This window comes from Ferrimonas sediminicola (assembly GCF_005116715.1).
Taxonomy (GTDB): Bacteria; Pseudomonadota; Gammaproteobacteria; order Enterobacterales; family Shewanellaceae; genus Ferrimonas; species Ferrimonas sediminicola.
On sequence record NZ_SWCI01000001.1, the window covers coordinates 29,811 to 52,911 of the forward strand.

Below are 23,101 nucleotides of genomic sequence, written 5' to 3' on the forward strand. Positions count from 1 at the left end.
CACCACGGAGGTGTTATGAAAGACAGGCAAACCCAGCAACAGCGGCGCGCCCTGCTTAAGGCCTTTGGCCTGGGAGCGGGCTCCCTGGCCCTGGCCAGCGGCGGCGCCCGGGCGGCACTGACGCCGTCTCCCATCCCCACCGCGCAACCCGATACCCGATTCAGGGTGACGGCTCATGTTCAATCCTACTACCAGACCTTGAAGGACTGAGGGAGGGACGAGTATGAAACTGATGCGCAATCTACATCCTGAAAAAACCACTCGCGAGTCCGTGTCATTGGGTCTGAACCGACGTCAGTTCCTGAAGCAGGCGGGGATCGCCTCCGGAGGCATCGCCGCGGCGTCCATGCTGGGCTCCGGCATGATTCGCAAGGCCGAAGCGGCTGGCGCCGCCAGGGGGCCGGTTGAAACCAAGCGGACCATCTGTACCCACTGCTCCGTGGGCTGCGGCATCTATGCCGAGGTCAGCAGCGGTGTCTGGACCGGCCATGAACCCGCCTTCGACCATCCCATCAATCGCGGCTCCCACTGCGCCAAAGGGGCGTCGGTGATCCACCACACTCACAGCGAGAAGCGGGTGAAATACCCGATGAAGCTGGAGGGGGGCAAGTGGAAGAAGCTCTCCTGGGAAGAGGCGATCGATCAGGTGGGGGATCTGATGCTCAAGATCCGCCAGGAGTCCGGCCCCGATGCCCTGTTCTTCATGGGCTCCGCCAAGTTCTCCAATGAGCAGTGTTACCTCTACCGCAAGTTCGCCGCCATGTGGGGCACCAACAACATCGACCACTCGGCGCGGATCTGTCACTCCACCACGGTAGCCGGTGTGGCCAACACCTGGGGCTATGGTGCCATGACCAACTCTTACAACGACATGCACCACTGTAAGAGCATGCTGTTCATCGGCGCCAACCCCGCCGAGGCTCACCCGGTCTCCCTGCAGCACGTGCTTGTCGGTAAGGAGCGTGGCGCCAAGATGATCGTGGTCGATCCCAGGTTCACCCGTACCGCGGCCCATGCCGACGAGTACGTGCATATCCGCCCGGGCACCGACATCCCCTTCATCTACGGCCTGCTGTGGCACATCTTCGACAATGGCTGGGAGGACCAGGACTTTATCGATCGTCGGGTCTGGGCCATGGAGGAGATCAGGGCGGAGGTGAAGAACTACCCGCCTGACGAGGTGGAACTCATCACCGGGGTGGCACCGGAGCAGGTGGCCCGGGTGGCCAAGACCCTGGCCGACCACCGCCCCGGCACCATTGTCTGGTGCATGGGGGGAACCCAGCATACCGTGGGGAACGCCAATACCCGAGCCTACTGCATCCTGCAACTGGCCCTGGGCAACATGGGGGTCTCCGGCGGCGGCGCCAACATCTTCCGTGGCCACGATAACGTGCAGGGGGCGACCGATCTGGGATTGCTGTTCGATAACCTGCCCGGTTACTACGGTCTCTCCGAAGGCGCCTGGAAGCACTGGTCCAGGGTCTGGGAGCTCGACTACGACTGGGTTAAGAGTCGCTTCGACCAGGGTGAGTACCTGGGCAAGAAGCCGATGCATACCCCGGGCATCCCCTGCTCCCGCTGGCACGATGGGGTGATGGAGGACCCAGCCAAGCTGGGCCAGAAGGACAACATCCGCATGGCCTTCTACTGGGGCCAGTCGGTGAACACCGAAACCCGAGGACGGGAGGTGCGCGAAGCGCTCAACCGGATGGACGCGGTGGTGGTGGTCGATCCCTATCCCACCATGGCGGCGGTGATGCACACCCGTAAGGACAACGTGTTCCTGCTGCCCGCCTGCACCCAGTTCGAGACCTACGGCTCGGTGACCGCCTCCAACCGCTCCATCCAGTGGCGCGACAAGGTGGTGGAACCGGTGTTCGAGTCCAAGTCGGATCAGGAGATCATGTATCTGCTGGCCAAGAAGCTGGGGTTTGCCGACCAGCTGTGCAAGAACATCAAGGTCAACGGCAATGAGCCCCTGGTGGAGGACGTGACCCGAGAGTGGAACCACGGCATGTGGACCATCGGCATGACCGGCCAGTCCCCAGAACGGCTGAAGATGCACCAGCAGAACTGGGGCACCTTCGAGTTCGAGGACCTGTCGGCCCGTGGTGGTCCGGCCAAGGGCGATACCTACGGACTGCCCTGGCCCTGTTGGGGTACTCCGGAGCTGGGACACCCCGGCACCCATATCCTCTACGACACCTCCAAGCACATCATGAAGGGCGGGGGCAACTTCCGTGCCCGCTTCGGTGTGGAGTATGAGGGACAGAACCTGCTGGCCGACGACCCCGGTTCCAAGGGGAACGAGCTCGGTGGTGGTCATCCCGAATTCACTGACGAGATGCTCAAGCAGCTGGGTTGGTGGGAGGAACTGACCGCCGAGGAGAAGCAGGCCGCCGAAGGACGCAACTGGAAGACCGATCTGTCCGGTGGCATCCAGCGGGTGGCCATGGCCCACGGCTGTATCCCCTACGGCAATGCCCGGGCCCGCTGTAAGGTGTGGACCTTCCCGGATCCGGTGCCTGTCCACCGTGAGCCCCTGTATACCCCGAGACGGGATCTGGCCATCAAGTACCCCAACCTGGACGATCGCCAGGTGCATCGCCTGCCCACCCTGTACAAGTCAATCCAGGAGAAGGTGATTCGCGAGAATCTGGATAGGAAGTTCCCGCTGATCGTGACCACCGGCCGCCTGGTGGAGTACGAGGGCGGGGGTGAGGAGACCCGCTCCAACCCCTGGCTGGCGGAGCTGCAGCAGACCATGTTCGTCGAGATGAATCCGGCGGATGCGGCGGACCGCGGGATCAGGGACGGGGATGCGGTGACCCTGCACAGCCCGGAAGGTCCGGTGCTGTATATCTCTGCCATGGTCACCGAAAGGGTGATTCCGGGCGAATGCTTCATGCCCTATCACTTCGCCGGCATCTTCGAGGGCGAGAGTCTGGTTCCCAGGTACCCTGAGGGTACAGTGCCCTACATCCAGGGTGAGTCTGCCAACACCGCCATGACCTATGGTTATGACCCGGTGACCCAGATGCAGGAAACCAAGGTGTCCATCTGCCAGATCAACCGGGCATAAGGAGGTTCCATGGCAACGATGAAATTTCTCTGTGACACCAAGCGCTGCATCGAGTGTAACGGTTGTGTGGTCGCCTGTAAGAGCAAGAACGATTCCGCCCTGCAGTGGGGCATTCAGCGTCGTCGGGTGGTGACCATCAACGATGGTCAGCTGGGCAAGGAGGCCTCCATCTCGGTGGCCTGCATGCACTGTTCCGACGCGCCCTGTATGGCGGTGTGTCCCGCGGACTGTTTCGAGCGCACCGCCGATGGCATCGTCCGTCACTCCAAGGACAAGTGCATCGGCTGCGGCTATTGCTTCTACGCCTGCCCCTTCGGCGCGCCGCAGTTCCCGAAACAGTCGGTGTTCGGGTCCAAGGGCAAGATGGACAAGTGCACCTATTGCGCCGGTGGTCCCGATGCCGAGCCCGGTTCCGACAAGGAGCGGCGGCTGTACGGCGCCAACCGCATCGCCGAGGGCAAGCTGCCCTTCTGCGCCGAAGTATGCTCCACCAAGTCGCTGCTGGCCGGTGACGCCGAGGCGATCTCCGAGATCTTCCGCCAGCGGGTGGCCGTGCGCGGGGCCGCGGAAGCGGGATGGGACAGCTAAGGAGGTTAGAATGCGAAGCGATAAGCGGTTGCGGTTGCTGTGCCTTCCTCTGATGGCGCTGCTACTGAGTGTGGGGGCCCTGGCGTCCACGCCGGAGGCCGAGGATCAGGCGGGCAGGGCGCTGATGGCGGCCCAGGCTGCCGAGTTGCAGGCGGCGCAAGCCCAGGCGGCCAACGAGCCGGATCCCTTGTGGACCCAGGTGCGTGCCGGGGAGTCCGGGCGAACCACGGCCCAGGGTCCCTTTGTCGGGCAACTGATCAACGCCTATGATCCGGCGCTGGTCTCTACCCGCAGCGACACCACGGCTCCGGTGCTGACGGGGGCGCTGTTCGGGGTGTTCGTCATTTTCGCCCTGTTTGTTCTGGTGAACGGCCCATCAAGGCTCAGTGCCGGGTTCTCCAATGTCATGGTGAAGCGTTGGCCCAAGACCGACGTCTTTATCCACTGGCTGATGGCGATCCCCTGCCTGCTGTTGATCATCACCGGGCTGATGCTGCTGGCGGGCCGCTATGTGTTTGGCGCCTGGCTGGGGCCGGATGCGGTGGCGGCCATGGCCGCCATGGCCAAGCCGATTCACGATTACATGGCGATCCCCTTCGCCATCGGGGCCATACTGGCGATGTTGCGCTGGATGAAGCACAACATCCCCGCCGGTTATGATCTCAAGTGGTTCACCACCGTGGGCGGCTACCTCAACTTCGGGCCCTTCAAGGATGCCCACCCGGATGCTGGGTTCTCCAACGCCGGGGAGAAGCTGTGGTTCTGGTGTTTCACCATCTTCGGGCTGATCATCATCGGTTCCGGGGTGGTGATGCTGTTCCCGGATCTGGTGCAGCCCACCCGCAGTGGCAGCCTGTTGGCGATTACCCTCCATGGTCTCAGTGCCATCATCCTCACCGGTTTTACCGTGGTGCACATCTTCATGGCCACAGTAATGTCGGAGGGGGGGATGGAGTGCATGGTCTCCGGCTACTGCGACGAAAACTGGGCCAGACAGCACCACAATGTCTGGTACGACGAAATCAAAGCGGAGGGCTCTATCGAGTACCGTTCTTGATGACGGTGCTGTGAGCGAGGTGCTGAGCAGCACCAGCAATGCGTTCCGGTACGGCGACATCAAGGCGGAGGGCTCTATTGAGTACCGCTTTTGATTTCCTGTGTGCCATGACACTGATTGAAAGGCCCCCAAAGGGGCCTTTTTCTTTTGCCGTTCGACAGTGCCGGGAGAAGCGCGCTCAACCTTGCGGATTCTGCCTCTGTCACGACGGCTCGGGAACAGGGGTGTACAAAAAACGAGCAAACGGTTCGATCCAGACCACTTTTTTTACCCCCCTAGGGTGAGCTTTTTTCACTTCTGACCAGAAAAAGCCTGACTCAAAGCCTGCTGGCATAACCGCACCGCCCCTAGGGCCACCCCCTGACTGCCCCACCCTGACCCAAAGATCACAATCCGTTAACACCGGTGGCCAATATGTCCCAATCATCATGATTTTTCACGGAAAATCAGAGCGAAACAAAGTTGATTTGAATCACGTTTTCCCCCCGCGGTGCTGGCATAATCGGCGTTGCTAATGTGAGCAAACTCAAAAAATGGGTTGGGGTGTGATGGCGTGGTAACCGGTTTTTGCCGGATGAGGAGCCAGATCTCGTTCAGCCCCGTCTACCTAGAAAGAGGTAACAAATGACCAACAAAACCCAGCAGGCGCGCCGAGCGTTTCTGAAGAACCTGGGAATGGGCACCGTCGCTGCAGGCGCAGCGGTTGCGGTAACCAGCACCCAGGCGGTCGCGGCCACCGAAGAGAAGCGTGCGGAGTCCGACAAGGGCTACCGTGAAACCGACCATGTCCGCAGCTACTACGCCAGCCTGCGCGGCCAATAAGTGAGGTTTTCGATGAAACTGGAACGTCAATCCAAGGTTGTGGCGGCCGAGAAGAAGGTCGGACTGGGCCTTAACCGTCGTCAATTCCTGAAGAATGCCGGTGTGACCACCGGAGGCATCGCCGCGGCGTCCATGCTGGGTGCCGGCATGATCCGTAAGGCGGAAGCGTCTCAAAGCGTTGATCCCAGCGCGCCTATCGAAGTGAAGCGTACCATCTGTTCCCACTGTTCCGTGGGTTGTGGTATCTACGCCGAAGTACAGAACGGTGTCTGGACCGGTCAGGAGCCCGCCTTCGACCACCCCATTAACCGTGGCGGCCACTGCGCCAAGGGTGCTTCCATCCGTCACCACGGCCACAGCGAGAAGCGGGTTAAGTACCCGATGAAGCTGGAAGGCGGTAAGTGGAAGAAACTGTCCTGGGATCAGGCGATCAATGAGATCGGTGACCTGATGCTGAAGATCCGTCAGGAGTCCGGTCCGGATTCCCTGTTCTTCATGGGCTCCGCCAAGTTCTCCAACGAACAATGTTACATGTACCGCAAGTTTGCGGCCATGTGGGGCACCAACAACATCGACCACTCTGCCCGTATCTGTCACTCCACTACGGTAGCCGGTGTAGCCAACACCTGGGGTTACGGTGCGATGACCAACTCTTACAACGATATGCACAACTGTAAGAGCATGATCTTCATCGGTTCCAACCCTGCAGAAGCGCACCCCGTCGCGATGCAGCACATCCTGACCGGTAAAGAGCGCGGCGCCAAGATGATCGTTGTCGACCCAAGATTCACCCGTACTGCGGCCCACGCCGACGAGTACGTGCACATCCGTCCTGGTACCGACATCCCCTTCATCTACGGCCTGCTGTGGCACATCTTCGAGAACGGCTGGGAAGATCCTGATTTCATCCGTCGCCGCGTCTACGGCATGGAGATGATCCGCGAGGAGGTGAAGAACTATCACCCCGCCGAAGTTGAGAACATCACCGGTGTCACCGGGGAGCAGATGAAGCGCGTCGCCAAGACCCTGGCTGAACACCGTCCCGGCACCATCGTATGGTGTATGGGTGGTACCCAGCACACAGTGGGTAACGCCAACACCCGTGCCTACTGCATCCTGCAGCTGGCCCTGGGTAACATGGGTACCTCCGGCGGCGGTGCCAACATCTTCCGTGGTCACGACAACGTACAGGGTGCCACCGACATTGGCCTGCTGTTCGACACCCTGCCTGGCTACTACGGTCTGAAGACCGGTTCCTGGAAGCACTGGGCCAACGTTTGGGATCTGGACTACGACTGGGTGAAAGGCCAGTTCGACCAGGGTGAGTACCTGGGCAAAGTGCCGATGAATACCCCTGGCATTCCCTGCTCACGCTGGCACGACGGCGTTCTGGAAGACGCCAAGAAGCTGGGTCAGAAAGACAACATCCGCATGGCCTTCTTCTGGGGACAGTCTGTCAACACCGAGACCCGTGGTCGTGAAGTTCGAGAAGCCCTGAACAAGATGGACGCCGTTGTGGTTGTGGATCCCTATCCAACCATGGCTGGTGTGATGCACCAGCGCAAAGACGGTGTCTACCTGCTGCCTGCGGCGACTCAGTTCGAAACCTATGGTTCCGTCACGGCCTCCAACCGCTCCATCCAGTGGCGCAGCCAGGTGGTTGAGCCTGCGTTCGAGTCCAAGCCTGACCACGAGATCATGTACCTGCTGGCCAAGAAGCTGGGCTTCGCGGAGCAGTACACCAAGCGCATCTCCGTGCAGAACAACCAGCCTAACGTGGAAGACATCACCCGCGAGTGGAACCGCGGCATGTGGACCATCGGCATGACCGGTCAGTCCCCCGAGCGTCTGAAGACCCACCAGGAAAACTGGGGCACCTTCTCTTGGGAAGACCTGGCTGCACCAGGTGGTCCAGCCAAGGGTGAAACCTACGGTCTGCCTTGGCCCTGCTGGGGTACTGCCGAAGTTAAGCACCCAGGTACTCACATCCTGTATGACACCTCCAAGCACATCATGGAGGGTGGCGGTAACTTCCGTGCGCGCTTCGGTGTTGAGCACAACGGTGTCAACATCCTGGCTGACGACCCAGGCTCCAAGGGTAATGAGCTGGGTGACGGTCACCCAGAGTTCACCGCCGACATGCTCAAGCAGCTGGGTTGGTGGGATGAGCTGACCGCCGAGGAGAAGAAGCACGCCGAAGGCAAGAACTGGAAGACCGATATCTCCGGTGGTATCCAGCGTGTTGCCATGAAGCATGGCTGTATCCCTTACGGTAACGCCAAGGCCCGTGTACGTGTGTGGACCTTCCCCGATGAGATTCCGGTACACCGCGAGCCTCTGTACACCCCACGTCGTGACCTGATCGCCAAGTACCCCACTTACGACGATCGCCAGGTTCACCGTCTGCCGACCCTGTACAAGTCCATCCAGCAGAAGGTCATTAAAGAGGACCTGGATAAGAAGTTCCCGCTGGTGGTGACCACAGGTCGTCTGGTTGAGTACGAGGGTGGTGGTGAAGAGACCCGTTCCAACCCATGGCTGGCCGAGCTGCAGCAGGAGATGTTCGTTGAGATCAACCCTGCCGACGCTGCTGACCGCGGTATCCGCGATGGCGATAAGATCAAGCTCAAGTCCCCTGAGGGTGCGGTACTGACCATGCAGGCGATGGTTACCGAGCGGGTGATCGAGGGTGAGTGCTTTATGCCTTACCACTTCGCCGGTGTCTTCGAAGGCGAAGAGCTGCAGTATCCGGAGAGCGGTGGCGTAAGCACCAAGCCCTATGTGGTGGGTGAGTCCGCCAACACCGCCATGACCTACGGTTATGACCCGGTGACTCAGATGCAGGAAACCAAAGTGTCCCTGTGTCAGATCGTTAAAGCTTAAGGCCGTTAGAGGAGATTAGCTCAATGGCAACCATGAAATTCATGTGTGACACCAAGCGCTGCATCGAATGTAACGGCTGCGTCACCGCTTGTAAGAACGAGAACGACAGTGCCCTGGAATGGGGCATCTCCCGCCGCCGCGTAGTGACCATCAACGATGGTCAGGTTGGCAAGGAGGCGTCCCTGTCTGTAGCCTGCATGCACTGTGCTGACGCGCCCTGTATGGCCGTTTGCCCGGTGAACGTGTTCTCCAAGACCGACGACGGCATCGTGCTGCACGACAAGGAGCGCTGCATCGGTTGTGGCTACTGCTTGTACGCTTGCCCCTTTGGCGCCCCGCAGTTCCCGAAGCAGTCTACCTTCGGCTCCAAGGGCAAGATGGACAAGTGCACCTTCTGCGCCGGTGGCCCCGACGTAGAGGCGGGCAGTGCCAAGGAGCGCGAGCTCTACGGCGCCAACCGTCTGGCGGAGGGCAAGCTGCCCATGTGCGCCGAGCTGTGCTCCACCAAGGCGCTGCTGGCGGGTGATGCGGACACCGTGTCCTCCATCTTCCGTGAGCGTGTGGTCAGCCGTGGCGGCAACCAGGCCTTCGTGTTCAACACCAAGACGGGTGCTTAACGAGCATCGGCCCAAGGGGCGCTGGACGGGACGCCGCCAGTCGCCCCTTTTCTCCATGGAGAAACTTATGTCTAAAACTCTGTTACGACCTCTGCTGATGCTGGTGGCTCTGATGCTGCCGCTGATGGGGTTTGCGGCCGATGATCCCGGTACCGTAGCCCAACAGGCGGGTAACCAGACTGAGGTGGTATGGCAGGCGCTGCAACAGGGTCAGGAGGGGTACACCACCTCCCAGAGCCCGTTCCACGCCAAGCCCATCAACACCTATGACGAGCGCATCATTCCGGTGCGTGAGCAGGTCCTGGCTCCCGGCATGATGCTGGCCCTGTTCGGCATGATCGGCATCTTCGTGCTGTTCGTGCTGGTTAACGGCATCTCCAAGCTGCATGACGGCTACTCAGGCAAGATGGTGTTCCGCTGGTCCAAGGCGGACGTGGCCATTCACTGGCTGGGTGCCATCCCCTGTCTGCTGCTGATCCTCACCGGTCTGCTGCTGATGGCCGGTCGTCACTTCTTTGAGCCAACCCTGGGGCAGGGCACCTTTGCGGCCATCATGGCGGCGGCCAAGCCCATTCACGACTACATGGCGATTCCGTTCATGCTCGGCTGGTTGCTGATGACCATCAAATGGGCCAAGAACCAGATCCCTGCCAAGTACGATCTGGACTGGTTCATGGTGGTCGGCGGTTACATCAACTTCGGCCCCTTCAAGGGCAAGCACCCGGATGCGGGCTTCGCCAACGCCGGCGAGAAGATGTGGTTCTGGACCTTCGTACTGTTTGGTGCGGTGATTGTCGCTTCCGGCGCCGTCCTGCTGTTCCCGACGGTATTCGAGCCCAGCCGTACCCTGAGCCTGCTGGCGATCGTCGCTCACGGCGCGTCTGCGATCATCATCTGTGCCTTCTCCATCGTGCACATCTTCATGGCCACCGTGATGTCTGAAGGCGGAATGGAGTGCATGAAGTCCGGTTACTGTGATGAGAACTGGGCCAAGCAGCACCACAATGTGTGGTACGACGAGATCAAGGCCGACGGTACGTTGAAGTACAAGTCTGAATCGGCCTAAACCGCTTTCCTCGGAAGGGAAAACCAAGCCCCGCACAGCTTCGGCTGGCGGGGCTTTCTTTATGGGGGATCAGCTGGTGTTCTTGGCTTGATCTGAGCCTCCCGACCGTTAAGCTGTCCCTTTCCCTAATATCCAGAGAGATCCCATGCCCCAAACTGCCGACGACCTGATTCATGCCCTGAACCTGCAGCCCCATGTGGAGGGCGGCTATTACGCCCCCAGCTTTGTCTCTGACGCCGCCTTCGATGACCGGCGTGCCCTGTGGACCAGCATCTACTTCCTGCTCAAGTGTGGTGAGGTGTCCCATTTTCACCGGCTGACCGCCGATGAGATGTGGTACTTCCAGGGTGGTCAGTCGATGACCATCAGCATGATTCACCCGGACGGGCGACTGGAGGAGGTACAGCTGGGGATGGATCTGGCGGCGGGGGAGCGGCCCCAAGTGCTGGTGCCCAGGGGCACCATCTTCGGTTCGGCCATGAACAACCCGGGCTACTCCCTGGTGGGTTGCATGGTCTCCCCCGGCTTTACCTTCGGGGATTTCGAGCTGTTCGAGCGCGAGGATCTGTTGGCCCGCTACCCGCAACACCGGGCCATCATCGAGAAGCTGACCCGCTGATCAGCTGAGCTGGGCCAGGGCGACGCTGTGCAGGTAGTCGATCACCTGGGTGGCTGCCTCAGAGGCCGCCCTGGCATCACCGCAGGCCGCCGAGCGCATCACCTCGGCGTGCAGAGTGGCGGGATGTCCGCTGTCCGCTCCCTTATGGATAAACCAGAAGCGGCGGGACAGCCCCTGCAGGGGCTGCATCGCCTGGCGGATATAGTCGTTGCCGGAGCCCTCCACCAGCAGTTCGTGCGCCCGGCGCAGCAGGGTGAAGAAGGTGTGATCGTCGTGACGGTGGGCGCACTCGACGATGGCGTCCGCCAGTTCCAGCATCTGCCGCTTCTGCTCCTGGCTACTGCGCTGGGCCGCCAGTTCGGCGCACAGGGATTCCAGTGCCCGGCGGATCTCCAGCAGCTTCATCTGACTCTCTACTGTCACCTCGGGAATCTGGATGCCGCGACGGGGATGGATGATCACCATCTGCTCCCAGGCCAGCTTCTGCAGCGCTTCGCGCACCGGGGTGCGGCCGGCATCCACCATCTCCGCCAGTTGCTTTTCCGAATACATGGCGCCCGGCTTCAGGGACTGAAAGATGATCATCCTCTCCAGTTGGGAGTAGGCGACGTCCGTTAGTGAGACCTCTTGTTCCATTTGCGTGTCCATTTGCGTCAACTCTAGCGGTTTTTTGGTATCACCATTAAGACGGGTAGGAGTGCTGAATGAGTTGATATGACAATCAATATATCAGCAGAATATCATAACCACTTTGATAAAGAAGCCGACTCCGGAGAGTCGGCTTTATCACAGAGCCCAGCTTGGTTTAGGCGGGCAGCATCTGCAGCTCGCTGCCGTCCCAATGGAATCTGTGGGTACGGACATTGGCCAGGAAGGCGGCGCGGTTGTCGTAGAAGGAGGTCTTGGTCATGTTGACCCCATCCCACACCGTCGGCACGTTGAAGTACTCTACGGCGAAACCCTTGGCGGAGGCGGTGGCCACACTCACCCCATGCTCCCACATGCGGGAGAACACCAGCTTGGAACTGACGTCGTCCCGCTGGCTGGCGGTCAGGGCGATGGTGTCGAAGAAGTACTTCAGTTGGCTCACTTCTGGCGGTACGTCACCCAGTTGAGCGAGCAGGCCGTTGAGGCCGTCATCCAGGAAGCTGCCGAAGGTGCCGGAGCTGACCGAGGAGGTGGTAAAGTCCACCGAGGCCAGGCCGGTATTGGGGTTGGCCGGGTGCTGGGTGACGAAGCTGGCGTGGATATCCCCGGAGAGGGTCAGGGTGCCGGTGGCGCTGAGCAGGTCGTTGACCAGGCTGCCTTTGAACTGAGGGAAGCCGTCCCAGTGATCCACGTTCAGGTAGAAGCGCTGCTTGAGGGCGGCAGGCACCAGGTCCGAGTCCAGCACCGCCTCCAGCTCCGTCACGCCGCTGTCCGCCCGGGCGGGGGAGAGGTCTGCCAGCAGCGGGGCGAAGGAGACCGAACTGGCCATCACCTTATGGGTGGCGTCGGACTGGGTCAGCACTCCCTGCAGCCAGGCGAACTGGGCCTGGTCATAGGGGGTCTGCACGCTGCCGCCTTGCTGCCGGGCCATAGACTCCAGATAGCCTGCGTAGAGGTCGAAGGTCTCCCGGATCACCAGGTAGCGGGCACCCAGGTCTGAGAACAGGGTGGTCTTGCCCAGGGTGTAGTAGGCCAGGCCGGTGTCCACCCCGGTTTCCGGCAGCGGCGGCAGCGCCTTCAGCGGATGGCCGTCGGGCAGGGTCGCCTGGGCCTGGGTCAGCACCAGGTTGAGGTAGCTGGAGGTCAGCTTGCCAGTCACGGCGGCGGTGGCCCGGGCGCTGGCCTGGGCCAGGGCGCTGGGCTGATCCAGCCCCAGCCGGGTCATCAGCTCCTGGGTGTAGAGGCCGGTGAAGATCTCCACGAAGGCAGCCTTGTAGGGGGCCAGTGCCTCGGCGTCGATCTCCACCACTGGACTCATCTGGGCCAGGGTGGCGTCGATGGCGGCCTGAGGCATCCCCTGGGCGCTCAGGAAGGCGGTCAGGGTGGCGCTGTCCATCACCACGGTTGCCGGGAAGGCGTCCTCGGGGATCAGGTGATCCGGGCGGAAGGTGCGATAGTCGGTCATCGCCAGGTGCAGGTGCTGACCGAACCTCAGGTCGCGGTAGATCTTGGTGTTGGGGAACAGCTGCTGTTCGCTCACCTCCAGGGCGCCGCTGCCGCTGTCCCCATGGGGGGCGGCGTGGTCGATGGGCATGAACTCGAAGTAGACCTGCTCGGCGTTGCGTTTGCGGCCGGTCTGCTCCTCGCCGGCGGCGCCATTCAGGTAGGTGGCATTGGTCTGCCAGCTGTCGTCGGAGAACTCGTGATCATCCCAGATGGCCACCAGGGGGTAGCGCTCATGCAGCTCCTGCAAAACCGGGTCGGCCCGGTAGACCTCATACAGCTGGCGGTAGTTGTCGATGCTGGCGGCGGCCTGGAAGGCGCTGTCGCCGCTGCCCAGGGTCAGGGCACCGTCACCGTCTCGGAACTCGAACTGGCGTTCGCCGTCGGTGGCCTGGAAGCTGGCATCACCGCTGGTCTCATAGATGTAGTCCCCCAGATGGAGGACAAAATCCAGGTCATCCCGGGCCAGCAGAGACAGGTAGGTGTTGTAGTAGCGACCCAGGTAGTCCTGGCAGGAGGCGAAACCGAACTTCACCTCCACGTCGGCATCGGCGGCCGGGGCGGTCTTGGTGCGGCCGATGCGGGAGCTGACCAATTTGCCCTCTTTCTCAAAGAGGAAACGGTAGTAGTAGTGGCTGTAGGGGGACAGATCGGTGACCCGCACTTTCAGGCAGTGGCCGTTGGCGGCGGCGGCGGTGAAGGCCTCCTCCACCATCACCTCCTGGAAGGCGGGATCGGTGGAGAGCTGCAGAGTCAGGGAGAGATCGCCGTCGCCATCCACCGCCCGGGTCCAGAGGATCACCGAGTCGGGGCGGGGATCGCCGGACATCACCGACTGGGGGAAGTACTCCGGCATGATCTCCGGCAGCACCATGGCCTGGTCTTGGGGGTTGTCGTTGGAGCAGCCGGTGAGGCTGGAGAGGGTCATGGCCCCGGCGGAAACCACCAGGGTGTGCAGAAAGCGGCGGCGGGTAAAGCTCATCGAGTCATCCTTGCTTTGTTGTCGTTATCTTTGCCTCATCAACCCAATGGGTTGTACATCCTGTAAGGCTGCGGGCTCAGGGGTGAGCGCCCTATGTTGATAACAGATTATTACAGGTGTGTGAACAGGTAGGACCTCAAAAGAGCGGGCGGCCAAGGGGAGGGACCGCCCGCTGCGGGGGGTATCGCTACTTGTCGCGAACACTTAAGCAGTGTCCATTTCACTCGACTGGCGTCACTTAGAGACCTATTTAGAGTGCGTAGCGAATTGAAAGTTGACCGTATGTAGAGTCACTGTCGGCATGGTCGATTGAGTAGTTACCCACTTCTAGCCCCATGGACAGCTTCTTGGTAAGATTCGTAAATAGGTTCATGCCCCACTGGCTGGTTTCATTTCTAGAAACGTCCCCTTCGATGTGGCCGTAGAACAGGGTCGAGCGAACAGTCTCGCTCCAGAAGTGGCGGTAGGCGATGTTGTAGGCAGTGGTATCTTCCACCTCTTCACCGACTAGGTCTTTAACGGCGGCGGTTCCCACATAACGACCCAGTTCGCCTTTGTGGATCTGGAAACGAAGGTCATCTTTGCCAAAAGTGTTGATGCGACCCGCAATGGAGAGGCCCAGGGCGTTTTCAGTTTTACCACCGGCGGTGTTCAACTGACGAGCCAGGCCAGCAATGGACACATTCCCCCAATCACCCTTGAAGGTGTACTTGCCAATCAGATCAGGCAACTTGTCATTCGCGGTATCGCCACCAAAGCTCTCTGGATTCTCGATCGACAGTTGCAATCCGTCCCTGGTGTATCGGATCTGGCCCTGGCGGATAAAGGAGATGCCCATCATGCTGCCGCCAAAGTCAGCGGTCTCACCTATGGCGCTGGTGTTCATCAAGGTAGACCATGTTTGGCCAGCGGTGACGTTCTTATACTTGATGAATGCGTGACGCAAACGCGGTTGAGCGGCGTTGGAGATCACTTGGTTCCCGCCGCCGCCAAAGAAGTCCATTTCGATGAAGCCGACCAGGTCGCCGTGGATATACTTGGTATTGAAGCGGGTTTCGTTGGCAAAGAGACGAAATTGAGAGGCGCTCTCCTCCAGTGGGGTGCCTGCGCCGGTCCATTGATCTTGATACGCCACGTCACCATCTACATAGCGAACATCAGCCTTGATGTAACCGCCAAAAATCAGTTTGTTTTGATCGTCTATCTGAATGCCATAGGCGGCTGCAGCCGGCAGGGATATCGAAGCAACTGAACCGAAAAGAAGAGCGTATATTAACTTTTTATTTGTAACCATGATTTCATTACTTTTTCAAAAATGCATGTTCAACCACCGGGCCATATTCACTTTGTGTAGGGGTGAGAACGAATATGGCCGGCGGCTGAACATCATCTTTTCCTCGGAAGGGGGCTGTTATTTAAACTTCGGATAGTCGAAGTTGTGGCACTCCTGGCACAGCGCTTTCTTCGCCGTGTGCTCGCCGTGACACTCCTGACAAGGGGCTTCCTTGCCGTAGTGCATGCTGTCGTGGGGGTTCTGACGGGCTTCCTCACCATGGCGTTCGGTCTGCTTGGCGACCTCCTCCATGCTGTGGCACTGCAGGCAGGCATCGTCAGAGGGGAAGCGCTTCATCCCCTGGTCGTGGCAGGTCTTACAACCGGCGTCGTAGACGTCCATGTGGTAGTCACGCGTGTTCTGGGCGGCGGCGCCAAAGCTCAGGGTCAGGGCCAGGGCGGCGGCAAACAGGGTCAGGGTCGATTTCATGGCGATTAGGCCTCCATGATTGAGCGGGCGGCGGTGACGCCGAACGCCATACATTCGGGGGTAGAGCAGCCACCCAGTCGGCTCACTCCGTGGATGCCTCCGGTCACTTCGCCGGCGGCGTACAGGCCTGGGATAGGCTTGCCAGTCTTGGCGGCCAGTACTTCGGCCTTGGTGTTGATCTGGATGCCGCCCTGGCAGTAGTGCACCTTGGGCCACAGGCGCTGAACGATGAAGGGGGCGGTCAGCTTGATGCCGCGGCCAGCGTCCATACGCTTGCCGAACTGGGTGTCTTCACCGTTTTCTACAAAGCCGTTCCAGTCGTCGATCTGCTTCTTCAGCGGGGCCAGGGGCACATCGAAGTGGTTGGCAATGGCTTCCACGGAATCGAACTCCCAAGCCACGTTATACTTGAGTACGTTGTGCATGGAGGGGTCTTTCTGCGCCTCGTGCTTGGGGGCGATCAGCAGGGCAGGGTTGGGGTTGCCATCCTTGTCACGGCGCTGCAACTCCAGGTCGGCCCGGGTCTTACGGTCGGCAATTTCGTTCATGAAACGCTGGCCGGTGTTGCGATCGATGGCGATGGAGTGGGGGAAGTTGTACAGGGAGAAGCCCGCACCGTAGCCGAAGCCACCCTCATCTGGAGAGGCCCAGGGACCGGACTGGATGTGAGCCAGATGGACAGGAGTCGCGCCTGCCGCCAGCATCTCGATCAGGCCGTCACCGGTGGCGCCCTTGGCGTTGGTGCAACCCACTTCGGCAGTCAGGGTCGGATCCTGTGCCATGCGGAAGTTGATGTTGTAGCCGAAGCCACCGGTAGCAATGATCACGCCGCGCTGGGCCTTAACATTGATGAGTTCACCGCTCTCTTCGTGACCGAAGTGGTAGCCCTTGCGAACCTGGATGCCGATCACCCGGCCGCTGTTGTCGCGGATCAGGTGCTCGAACTTGTGGCGAATGAAGGTCTTCACCCCCATCTTGCGGGCAGTGTCCAGCATGGGGCGGATAAAGCCGGAACCGGAGCGCTCCACCACCTGGTGGCTGCGGGTGGCGCTGGTACCGCCGGTGGTGATGATGTGGTCACGGTAGACACAGCCGCAATCCTTGGTCATCTGGTAGATGTAGGGTCCCAGCTCGGCGCTGTGACGCAGCAGAGTTTCGCTGGCGATACCACGGCCAGATTTCAGCTGGTCCTTCACCATCAGCTCGGCGCTGTCCTTGATGCCCAACTTTTTCTGCAGCTCGGTGCCGGCGAAGCAGGCCTGGCCGGCATTCAGGGTGCTGTTGCCGCCATAGACCCCCATCTTTTCGAAGACCACCACATCCTTGGCCCCCTTGCGCATCGCCTCAACGGCGGCCGCCAGTCCGGCAAAGCCGGAACCGATGATGATGACCTCGTGCTCGGAATCCCACTGGGTGGGTTCGTCGCCACATTTGGCGGATGCCACCATGGGCATCATGGCGCCGGCAGCCATGCCGGCTCCCAGTTTCATAAACGAACGTCTGTCATGCATAGTGTTTATCTCGCTCAGTGAATGTGGAATTACTTTATCGCTGGCGGTAGAGGCAAAAATAAGCGCGAGATCACAGTGGGATTTGGGTGAAAAAAGTTTTCGTGAGTCTTTCGCAGAAAAAATTTCTGGCGCCAAAGTTGAAATAAAAATTGTGGTCTGGGTAGCGAAAATAGCTTGTGCATTGTGACAAAGTAACGGCGCCTGAAATTAATCAGTGATGAGGTGACCATGCACTGCCCCAAAACCAATCTGGATATCATGCGCTGTAACGAGCTGTTGACTGTGGCCGAAAGCCTGGTAGACGAGCATGGTGTGGTCTCTTTCCGCTTTGCCCAGATGGCCAAGGAGGCCTCCTGCTCCAACCACACACTGTACAAGTTCTTCCAGTCCAAGGAGGATGTGCTGGTGTGCCTGTTTCTGCGCAACTGCACCTCCAACTACATGCCGCTGTTCCTGGAGCAACACCCTGAACTGACGGCGCTGGAGAGGGCGGCGGTGCCGGCGGTGTTCTCGCTGGTCTCGGTGTCTCGCAGCCAAACCTTCAACATCTTGCGGGTGGTGTCCATCAACTCCATGTTCTGGCAGATGGCCAGCGACGAAAAGGTTGCCCTGCTGCGGGAAAGGGTAAATCTGTTCTGGAGCCGGGTGCATCTGCACATCGAACAGGCACAGCACAGCGGTGCCCTGCAGGCCAGCGAGGCCCAGGTGATGGAACTCACTCAGGCGATCTATTTCTTTATGGCAGGCAGTCTTTCCTCCTATGAAAGTCAACTGATGGAAAGCAAATATTTAACTGAGAAGAACCCAACCTATTATCGCCACCTCGCAGACCTGATGAATCGATATAAGTGGAATGAGGTGGCGACAGAAAGCAAGTTTGAAAAATTGGCGAATAAGATGGAGCTGTTTTTTGATAAACATTACAAGCCAAATAAGAACTGTGAGCGCTGCCTGAAGTTCCATGGCTATAACGACGTTCGCCAGCTTCCATAACCCCCTTCTCTTTACCTGACCCACCCTTCTGCCGGCTCGCGCTCCGAACCGGCATTTGCGCTGGATCACATTTCTTCCCGAGGCTACAATGGCGCCGCGCCAAGGCGCATCAACGGAAGATGATAAGAAACGCACCTGCCAAGCAGGGCAAAGGGGTCAATATGGATACACAGGTAACACGCCTGGAAGCCGTGGACTTTCGCAGCGAGGACGCCGCCGAGCGTTTTGTGGAGTCGTTACGAAACACCGGGTTTGGGGTGCTGAAGAACCATCCGCTGTCCCAGCAGAGGGTCCAAGGCATCTACGACAACTGGCTGACTTTTTTCGGCACCGAGGAGAAGCACCAGTTTGCCTTCAATTCGGAAGCTCAGGATGGCTACTTTGCCGCCGAGGTGGCGGAGAGCGCCAAGGGGTCAGACAAACGGGACATCAAGGAGTACTACCACTACTACCCTTGGGGTCAGTGTCCCGGACAGTTGAAGGGAGAGCTGCAGGAGTACTATGACACCGCCCTGGCGTTTGCCACTACCCTGCTTGAGTGGATTGAGCGATACACGCCGGAAGAGGTGGCCGAGCACTACCGCGAGCCCCTGCCCAATATGATCGAGGGCAGTGAGCAGTCTCTGCTGCGGGTGTTGCACTATCCGCCCATGACCGGAGAGGAGGAGCCCGGCGCCATCCGCGCTGCCGCCCACGAGGACATCAACCTGATCACCATCCTGCCTGCGGCCAATGAGCCTGGGCTCCAGGTGAAGGGCAAAGATGGCCAGTGGCTGGACGTTCCCTGTGATTTCGGCAACCTGATCGTCAACATCGGTGACATGTTGCAGGAGGCCTCCCAGGGATACTTCCCCTCCACCACCCACAGGGTGATCAACCCCGGGGGGGTGGACCTCAATCGTTCCCGGGTGTCTCTGCCGCTGTTTATCCACCCTCGCTCCGAGGTGGTGCTGTCTGAGCGTCACACCGCCCACAGTTACCTGATGGAGCGATTGCGCGAACTTGGCGTCATCTAACAGCCAAAATTCATGATGATGGTATTAAGCCGCTGACCCGGGTCAGCGGCTTTTTTATGTCACCTTGTGGGGGCCGGGACACAGATCCGCGGCCCCAAGGGGCGCCGGCGGTCGTGTCAGCGGGCCAGCCGATGGATCCGTTCCAGGGGTTCATACCAGCCGGCCAGGGCCGGATCGATGGTGCCGTTGCGGATCGGCACCACCGCCTTGCTCCTGATATCCAGCTGTGCCTGTAGGTTCACCTCCGGCTGCATGTGCACTTTGCTCCACAGGTCGTTGTAGGCACCGGCCGCCATCAAGGTCAGGCCGTCCAGGTTGATCGCCTGCCACTTCAACACCTTGATGATCTTGTCGTCGCGGATCTCTCCGCTGCGCGATGGGATCGGTTGCTTGGGTGTAGCTGCCTACGGCAGCCATTGGCCGATGACCGCCTAGGTTGTGCAGGTCGATTCACTGATGTGCGACATGGATGTTGCTCCTCTCTCGGGTAAAGCGGTACTGGCCGGGAGCGTGCACTCCGATCTATGCTGACCACTTTGCCGATGCCTGAGAATAGAGTGATGAAGATAGTGATCGCCCCCGACTCCTTCAAGGAGAGCCTCTCCGCCATGGAGGTGGCCAGCGCCATCGAGGCGGGCTGGCGCCAGATTGACGCCGATGCCGAAGTGCTGAAACTGCCCATGGCCGATGGTGGCGAGGGCACGGTCCAGGCCCTAGTGGCGGCCACCGCCGGCGATCTGGTAGAGGTGGAGGTCACCGCCCCCCTGGGAAACCGGGTGCGGGCGGGGTTTGGCCTGGTGGGCGATGGCCGTACCGCCGTGGTGGAGATGGCCCAGGCATCGGGACTGCATCTGGTGCCCAGGGCGCGGCGCAACCCGCTGCTGACCTCCACCTTCGGTACCGGTGAACTGATCCTGGCGGCGTTGGACCGGGGGGTGGAGAGGATCATCATCGGCATCGGTGGCAGCGCCACCAACGACGGCGGTGCCGGCATGATGCAGGCCCTGGGAGCCCGATTGCTGGATGAGCAGGGGGAGGAGCTGCCGGCGGGCGGCGGTGCCCTGGACCGACTGGTCAACCTGGATCTCTCCGGGCTGGACCCCCGCCTCAGCAAGCTGTCCCTGGAAGTGGCCTGCGACGTCGACAACCCCCTCTGCGGCCCCAAGGGGGCCTCTGCGGTGTTTGGGCCGCAGAAGGGGGCTGATGAGGCGATGGTGGCTCAGCTGGATGCCAACCTGGGCCATTACGCCAAGGTGATTCGGCGGCAGCTGGGGGTGGCCGTGGCCGAGATCCCCGGGGCCGGCGCCGCCGGCGGGCTGGGCGCCGCGTTGGCCGGCTTGCTCCAGGCCCGGCTGCGGCCTGGCATCGAGATCGTGATGGAGGCGGTGGGGCTGGAGCGAGCGCTGCAGGGCGCCGATCTGGTGATCACCGGCGAGGGGTGCATCGACGGCCAGTCGGTCCACGGCAAGACCCCGGTCGGGGTGGCTCGCCTGGCCAGGGAGCTTGGGGTGCCTGTGGTGGCCCTGGCCGGTTCCCTGGGCCCGGGCAGCGAGCTGGTGCACCGGGAGGGGATCGATGCCCTGTTCAGCGTCGTGCCTGGCGTTACCAGCCTGGATCAGGCCCTGGCCGATGGGGCGCACAACCTGATCCTGACCGCCCGCAACCTGGCGGCGCTGTGGCAAATGGCGAGATAGGCAGAGGGCGCCCCTTGGGGCGCCCTCTCAGCAATGACGGGAGCCGACCTAGAACAGGGCGATCTCCTCCTCAGTCAGCGCTCGCCACTCCCCCGGGGCCAGCTGAGGATCCAGGGCGAGGCGGCCGATGCTGTGGCGGTGCAGGCCCACTACCTTGTTGCCCACGGCGGCGCACATCCGTTTCACCTGATGGTATTTCCCCTCTGCGATGGTCAGCCACAGGGTGTGACTGCCGATTTGTTCCACCTCTGCGGCCACTGGCTCAGACTCGCCATGGAGCATCACCCCGTTTTTCAGCGCGGCGAGTTGTTCCGGCGCCAGGGGATCGGTCAGGGTGACCCGGTAGCGCTTGGGGCAGCGGCTGTTGGGGGAGGTGATGCGGTGGGACCACTGGCCGTCGCTGGTCAGCAGCAGCAGGCCGGTGGTATCGGCGTCCAGACGACCGACGATCACCAGCTCCTCGCGTCTGGGCTGGTCGATAAAGGTGAGCACCGATCGGTGGCCGTCGTCCACGTGGGAGCTGACGCAATCGGCCGGTTTATGCAGCATCAGGTAGCGCGGGCCGATGGGGCGCACCGGCTCGCCATCGATGCAGACAAGGTGGTGGTCGGCCACCTTGAAGCCCGGATCCTTGATCACTTCGCCGTCACAGGTCACGTCACCGCGATGCAGCAGTTTCTTGGCCAGGGAGCGGCTCAGCTCGGTGGCGCTACAGAGGTATTTGTCCAGTCTCATGGGGAATCCAGGGTAGAAGCGGTCTCCCATTATCCCCCTTTGTGCTGGGCCAAGGCCAGCGTCCGTTGGATATCCGTGTCCGGCTACAGCGGTTTTGGCCCCTTCTCCAACGCTTCGTACCACTGAGTTCTCAGGGAGTTCAACAGCTGCTGCTTGACCCAGTCGTGGCAGGCGGACTGGTTGATGCTGGAGTAGACCAGGTAGTTGCCTACGGTGCGGCCGACATCGATCTGGCCGATCAGCAGCTGGGTGATCTCATCGGGCAGCCGGCAGGTACGCATCCGCTTGACCAGTTTCAGGTAGTCTCGGGTAAAGGCATTGCAGCTCATGGCGATGGCGCTGCTGTCCAGCAGGTGACGGCTGAGGGCTGCCAGGTTGTCGGTGTAGCCCGCTACCTTGACCGACAACCCCTGCTTCGAGGCCACCTGGGCCAGCAGTGGGCAGGGGATGTCGTCGTAGTTGTCTAGCTCGAAATAGGGGAAGCGGCACAGCCCCTCTAGGGTGATCTCATCGTGAAACACCGGATGTCCCTCCCGGGCCACCAGGTACATCTCCTCGGTGGGGGAGATCAGATCCGCCACCAGCTTGCTGCCGCCGAAGTTTTCATAGACCACGGCAAAATCGATGTCGCCATTTTCGATGGCCCGGCTGCAGTCGGAGGAGAGGGTGCGCACCTCGAAGCTGAGCTGCGGTGCCTGGGGCAGAATCACCTCGTGCACCGTCTTGTTGGTGACATAGGTGAACTCGTTGTAGGCGTAGATGGTGAAGTGTTCCTTGGCGGTGCGGGGGTCGAACCGGGTATGGGCCTTCCTTAGCTCACCATAGCTCTGGATCAGCCGCTGCACCGTGGGCAGCATCTCCATCGCTTTGTCCGTGGGGATAAACCCCTGGCTGCGCCGGATGAACAGCACATCTTCGAACACCTCTCTCAGGTTGCCCATGTGCCGGCTGACGGTGGAACTGCTCATGCCCAGCTCATTGGCGGCCAGGCCGGCGTTGAGGTGGCGGGCGACGGACTCGAAGACGATCAGAGAACGGTAGTCTAGGCGTTCAATATCCACGGGACTCTCCCAAGGTTGTTTCCTAAGATTGTGCTCGGGCCGTGGCTGGACCACTTTGCACAAGATCACAGGCTGAAAAGCCGCATTTCAAAAATTGTTAACCTGGGCCGAATTTGCATATCCGCAAAAATGAATTTTTACGAAAACAGGATTGTCTCGCAGGAGGGTGTGTTGCTCAAATGTATAGGTTTTGAGTATTTGCTTTAGCTCTCCTGCCGCCGAATTAACCAAGACTAAAGCCGCCATTTAGTGCTCGTCAATACCTTGGGTGCAGAATGAGGCCGAATTCGAGTGAGCTTCATCACATCTGGATTGCCGATGTACAAATTAGGAAATATCGAATTTTGAAAGTTAGGTGAGAACTCAAGTTCTTCAAATTTGACCCCCGTGTAATGTGATCTGTGTAATAGTCAGCCAGCACCGAAAGGGGGACCATCACCGCACACCCACTTTTCGCGA

The 23,101-nt window shown here is 60.4% G+C and carries 20 protein-coding genes; 12 read left to right on the forward strand and 8 right to left on the reverse strand.

Annotation, left to right across the window (positions count from 1 at the left end; all coding sequences use genetic code 11):
- The first annotated feature begins 15 nt into the window (after window positions 1-15).
- From FCL40_RS00145 to FCL40_RS00185, 9 genes are all read left to right on the forward strand, one after another.
- Complete coding sequence (locus tag FCL40_RS00145) at window positions 16-210, forward strand: formate dehydrogenase (RefSeq protein WP_136850150.1); 195 nt, start codon at window positions 16-18, stop codon at window positions 208-210.
- 13 nt (window positions 211-223) lie between these two features.
- Window positions 224-3,085 carry a formate dehydrogenase subunit alpha gene (locus FCL40_RS00150; protein ID WP_136850152.1) on the forward strand — a complete coding sequence of 954 codons (2,862 nt, stop codon included), beginning with the start codon at window positions 224-226 and terminating at the stop codon, window positions 3,083-3,085.
- Window positions 3,086-3,094: 9 nt separating this feature from the next.
- Complete coding sequence (gene fdh3B / locus FCL40_RS00155) at window positions 3,095-3,673, forward strand: formate dehydrogenase FDH3 subunit beta (RefSeq protein WP_136850154.1); 579 nt, start codon at window positions 3,095-3,097, stop codon at window positions 3,671-3,673.
- 124 nt (window positions 3,674-3,797) lie between these two features.
- A complete protein-coding gene (locus FCL40_RS00160) occupies window positions 3,798-4,730 on the forward strand; it encodes a formate dehydrogenase subunit gamma (protein WP_407644133.1) in 933 nt (310 codons plus the stop codon).
- Window positions 4,731-5,354: 624 nt separating this feature from the next.
- Window positions 5,355-5,552: a twin-arginine translocation signal domain-containing protein gene (locus FCL40_RS00165; protein WP_136850158.1), complete on the forward strand. Its 198-nt coding sequence runs from the start codon at window positions 5,355-5,357 to the stop codon at window positions 5,550-5,552.
- 12 nt (window positions 5,553-5,564) lie between these two features.
- Window positions 5,565-8,435, forward strand: coding sequence for a formate dehydrogenase subunit alpha (locus FCL40_RS00170; RefSeq protein ID WP_136850160.1), 2,871 nt, complete (start codon window positions 5,565-5,567; stop codon window positions 8,433-8,435).
- A gap of 23 nt (window positions 8,436-8,458) precedes the next feature.
- Complete coding sequence (fdh3B, locus tag FCL40_RS00175; RefSeq protein ID WP_028107996.1) at window positions 8,459-9,052, forward strand: formate dehydrogenase FDH3 subunit beta; 594 nt, start codon at window positions 8,459-8,461, stop codon at window positions 9,050-9,052.
- A 67-nt stretch (window positions 9,053-9,119) separates the two neighbouring features.
- Window positions 9,120-10,118 (forward strand): formate dehydrogenase subunit gamma, encoded by a 999-nt coding sequence (locus FCL40_RS00180; protein WP_136850162.1) that lies wholly within the window; start codon window positions 9,120-9,122, stop codon window positions 10,116-10,118.
- A gap of 145 nt (window positions 10,119-10,263) precedes the next feature.
- A complete protein-coding gene (locus tag FCL40_RS00185; protein ID WP_136850164.1) occupies window positions 10,264-10,737 on the forward strand; it encodes a cupin domain-containing protein in 474 nt (157 codons plus the stop codon).
- Here the strand turns inward: FCL40_RS00185 and FCL40_RS00190 are convergent, their stop codons facing one another.
- From FCL40_RS00190 to FCL40_RS00210, 5 genes are all read right to left on the reverse strand, one after another.
- Complete coding sequence (locus FCL40_RS00190) at window positions 10,738-11,373, reverse strand: GntR family transcriptional regulator (RefSeq protein WP_136850166.1); 636 nt, start codon at window positions 11,371-11,373, stop codon at window positions 10,738-10,740.
- Between the two features lie 169 nt (window positions 11,374-11,542).
- Window positions 11,543-13,870, reverse strand: coding sequence for an alkaline phosphatase D family protein (locus tag FCL40_RS00195; RefSeq protein ID WP_136850168.1), 2,328 nt, complete (start codon window positions 13,868-13,870; stop codon window positions 11,543-11,545).
- A gap of 250 nt (window positions 13,871-14,120) precedes the next feature.
- A complete protein-coding gene (locus FCL40_RS00200) occupies window positions 14,121-15,164 on the reverse strand; it encodes a DcaP family trimeric outer membrane transporter (RefSeq protein WP_136850170.1) in 1,044 nt (347 codons plus the stop codon).
- 117 nt (window positions 15,165-15,281) lie between these two features.
- Window positions 15,282-15,632: a cytochrome c3 family protein gene (locus tag FCL40_RS00205; RefSeq protein WP_136850172.1), complete on the reverse strand. Its 351-nt coding sequence runs from the start codon at window positions 15,630-15,632 to the stop codon at window positions 15,282-15,284.
- A gap of 5 nt (window positions 15,633-15,637) precedes the next feature.
- The gene (locus FCL40_RS00210; protein ID WP_136850174.1) at window positions 15,638-17,143 is read right to left on the reverse strand and encodes a flavocytochrome c; all 1,506 of its coding nucleotides are present in this window, start codon (window positions 17,141-17,143) and stop codon (window positions 15,638-15,640) included.
- Window positions 17,144-17,371: 228 nt separating this feature from the next.
- Between FCL40_RS00210 and FCL40_RS00215 the strand changes: the two genes are divergently transcribed.
- Together FCL40_RS00215 and FCL40_RS00220 are read left to right on the forward strand one after the other, a co-directional pair.
- Entirely contained in the window at window positions 17,372-18,136 is a 765-nt protein-coding gene (locus FCL40_RS00215) for a TetR/AcrR family transcriptional regulator (protein ID WP_136850176.1), read from the forward strand.
- Between the two features lie 161 nt (window positions 18,137-18,297).
- Window positions 18,298-19,152: an isopenicillin N synthase family dioxygenase gene (locus FCL40_RS00220; RefSeq protein WP_136850178.1), complete on the forward strand. Its 855-nt coding sequence runs from the start codon at window positions 18,298-18,300 to the stop codon at window positions 19,150-19,152.
- Between the two features lie 116 nt (window positions 19,153-19,268).
- On the opposite strand, the gene FCL40_RS00225 is transcribed toward FCL40_RS00220, so the two are convergent.
- Complete coding sequence (locus FCL40_RS00225; protein ID WP_136850180.1) at window positions 19,269-19,490, reverse strand: MBL fold metallo-hydrolase; 222 nt, start codon at window positions 19,488-19,490, stop codon at window positions 19,269-19,271.
- Between the two features lie 222 nt (window positions 19,491-19,712).
- Here FCL40_RS00225 and FCL40_RS00230 point away from each other — a divergent pair, with 222 nt between their 5' ends.
- On the forward strand, window positions 19,713-20,846 hold the full coding sequence (locus tag FCL40_RS00230; protein ID WP_136851333.1) for a glycerate kinase: 1,134 nt from the start codon (window positions 19,713-19,715) through the stop codon (window positions 20,844-20,846).
- A gap of 48 nt (window positions 20,847-20,894) precedes the next feature.
- On the opposite strand, the gene FCL40_RS00235 is transcribed toward FCL40_RS00230, so the two are convergent.
- Complete coding sequence (locus tag FCL40_RS00235) at window positions 20,895-21,581, reverse strand: pseudouridine synthase (RefSeq protein ID WP_136850182.1); 687 nt, start codon at window positions 21,579-21,581, stop codon at window positions 20,895-20,897.
- A gap of 83 nt (window positions 21,582-21,664) precedes the next feature.
- Window positions 21,665-22,642 carry a LysR family transcriptional regulator gene (locus tag FCL40_RS00240; RefSeq protein WP_136850184.1) on the reverse strand — a complete coding sequence of 326 codons (978 nt, stop codon included), beginning with the start codon at window positions 22,640-22,642 and terminating at the stop codon, window positions 21,665-21,667.
- Between the last annotated feature and the right edge of the window lie 459 nt (window positions 22,643-23,101).

Coding starts and splice junctions, on each gene's coding strand:
- FCL40_RS00145 (WP_136850150.1), top strand. CDS start 16: ATGAAAGACAGGCAAACCCAGCAACAGCGGCGCGCCCTGCTTAAGGCC.
- FCL40_RS00150 (WP_136850152.1), top strand. CDS start 224: ATGAAACTGATGCGCAATCTACATCCTGAAAAAACCACTCGCGAGTCC.
- fdh3B (WP_136850154.1), top strand. CDS start 3,095: ATGGCAACGATGAAATTTCTCTGTGACACCAAGCGCTGCATCGAGTGT.
- FCL40_RS00160 (WP_407644133.1), top strand. CDS start 3,798: ATGGCGGCCCAGGCTGCCGAGTTGCAGGCGGCGCAAGCCCAGGCGGCC.
- FCL40_RS00165 (WP_136850158.1), top strand. CDS start 5,355: ATGACCAACAAAACCCAGCAGGCGCGCCGAGCGTTTCTGAAGAACCTG.
- FCL40_RS00170 (WP_136850160.1), top strand. CDS start 5,565: ATGAAACTGGAACGTCAATCCAAGGTTGTGGCGGCCGAGAAGAAGGTC.
- fdh3B (WP_028107996.1), top strand. CDS start 8,459: ATGGCAACCATGAAATTCATGTGTGACACCAAGCGCTGCATCGAATGT.
- FCL40_RS00180 (WP_136850162.1), top strand. CDS start 9,120: ATGTCTAAAACTCTGTTACGACCTCTGCTGATGCTGGTGGCTCTGATG.
- FCL40_RS00185 (WP_136850164.1), top strand. CDS start 10,264: ATGCCCCAAACTGCCGACGACCTGATTCATGCCCTGAACCTGCAGCCC.
- FCL40_RS00190 (WP_136850166.1), bottom strand. CDS start 11,373: ATGGAACAAGAGGTCTCACTAACGGACGTCGCCTACTCCCAACTGGAG.
- FCL40_RS00195 (WP_136850168.1), bottom strand. CDS start 13,870: ATGAGCTTTACCCGCCGCCGCTTTCTGCACACCCTGGTGGTTTCCGCC.
- FCL40_RS00200 (WP_136850170.1), bottom strand. CDS start 15,164: ATGGTTACAAATAAAAAGTTAATATACGCTCTTCTTTTCGGTTCAGTT.
- FCL40_RS00205 (WP_136850172.1), bottom strand. CDS start 15,632: ATGAAATCGACCCTGACCCTGTTTGCCGCCGCCCTGGCCCTGACCCTG.
- FCL40_RS00210 (WP_136850174.1), bottom strand. CDS start 17,143: ATGCATGACAGACGTTCGTTTATGAAACTGGGAGCCGGCATGGCTGCC.
- FCL40_RS00215 (WP_136850176.1), top strand. CDS start 17,372: ATGCACTGCCCCAAAACCAATCTGGATATCATGCGCTGTAACGAGCTG.
- FCL40_RS00220 (WP_136850178.1), top strand. CDS start 18,298: ATGGATACACAGGTAACACGCCTGGAAGCCGTGGACTTTCGCAGCGAG.
- FCL40_RS00230 (WP_136851333.1), top strand. CDS start 19,713: ATGAAGATAGTGATCGCCCCCGACTCCTTCAAGGAGAGCCTCTCCGCC.
- FCL40_RS00235 (WP_136850182.1), bottom strand. CDS start 21,581: ATGAGACTGGACAAATACCTCTGTAGCGCCACCGAGCTGAGCCGCTCC.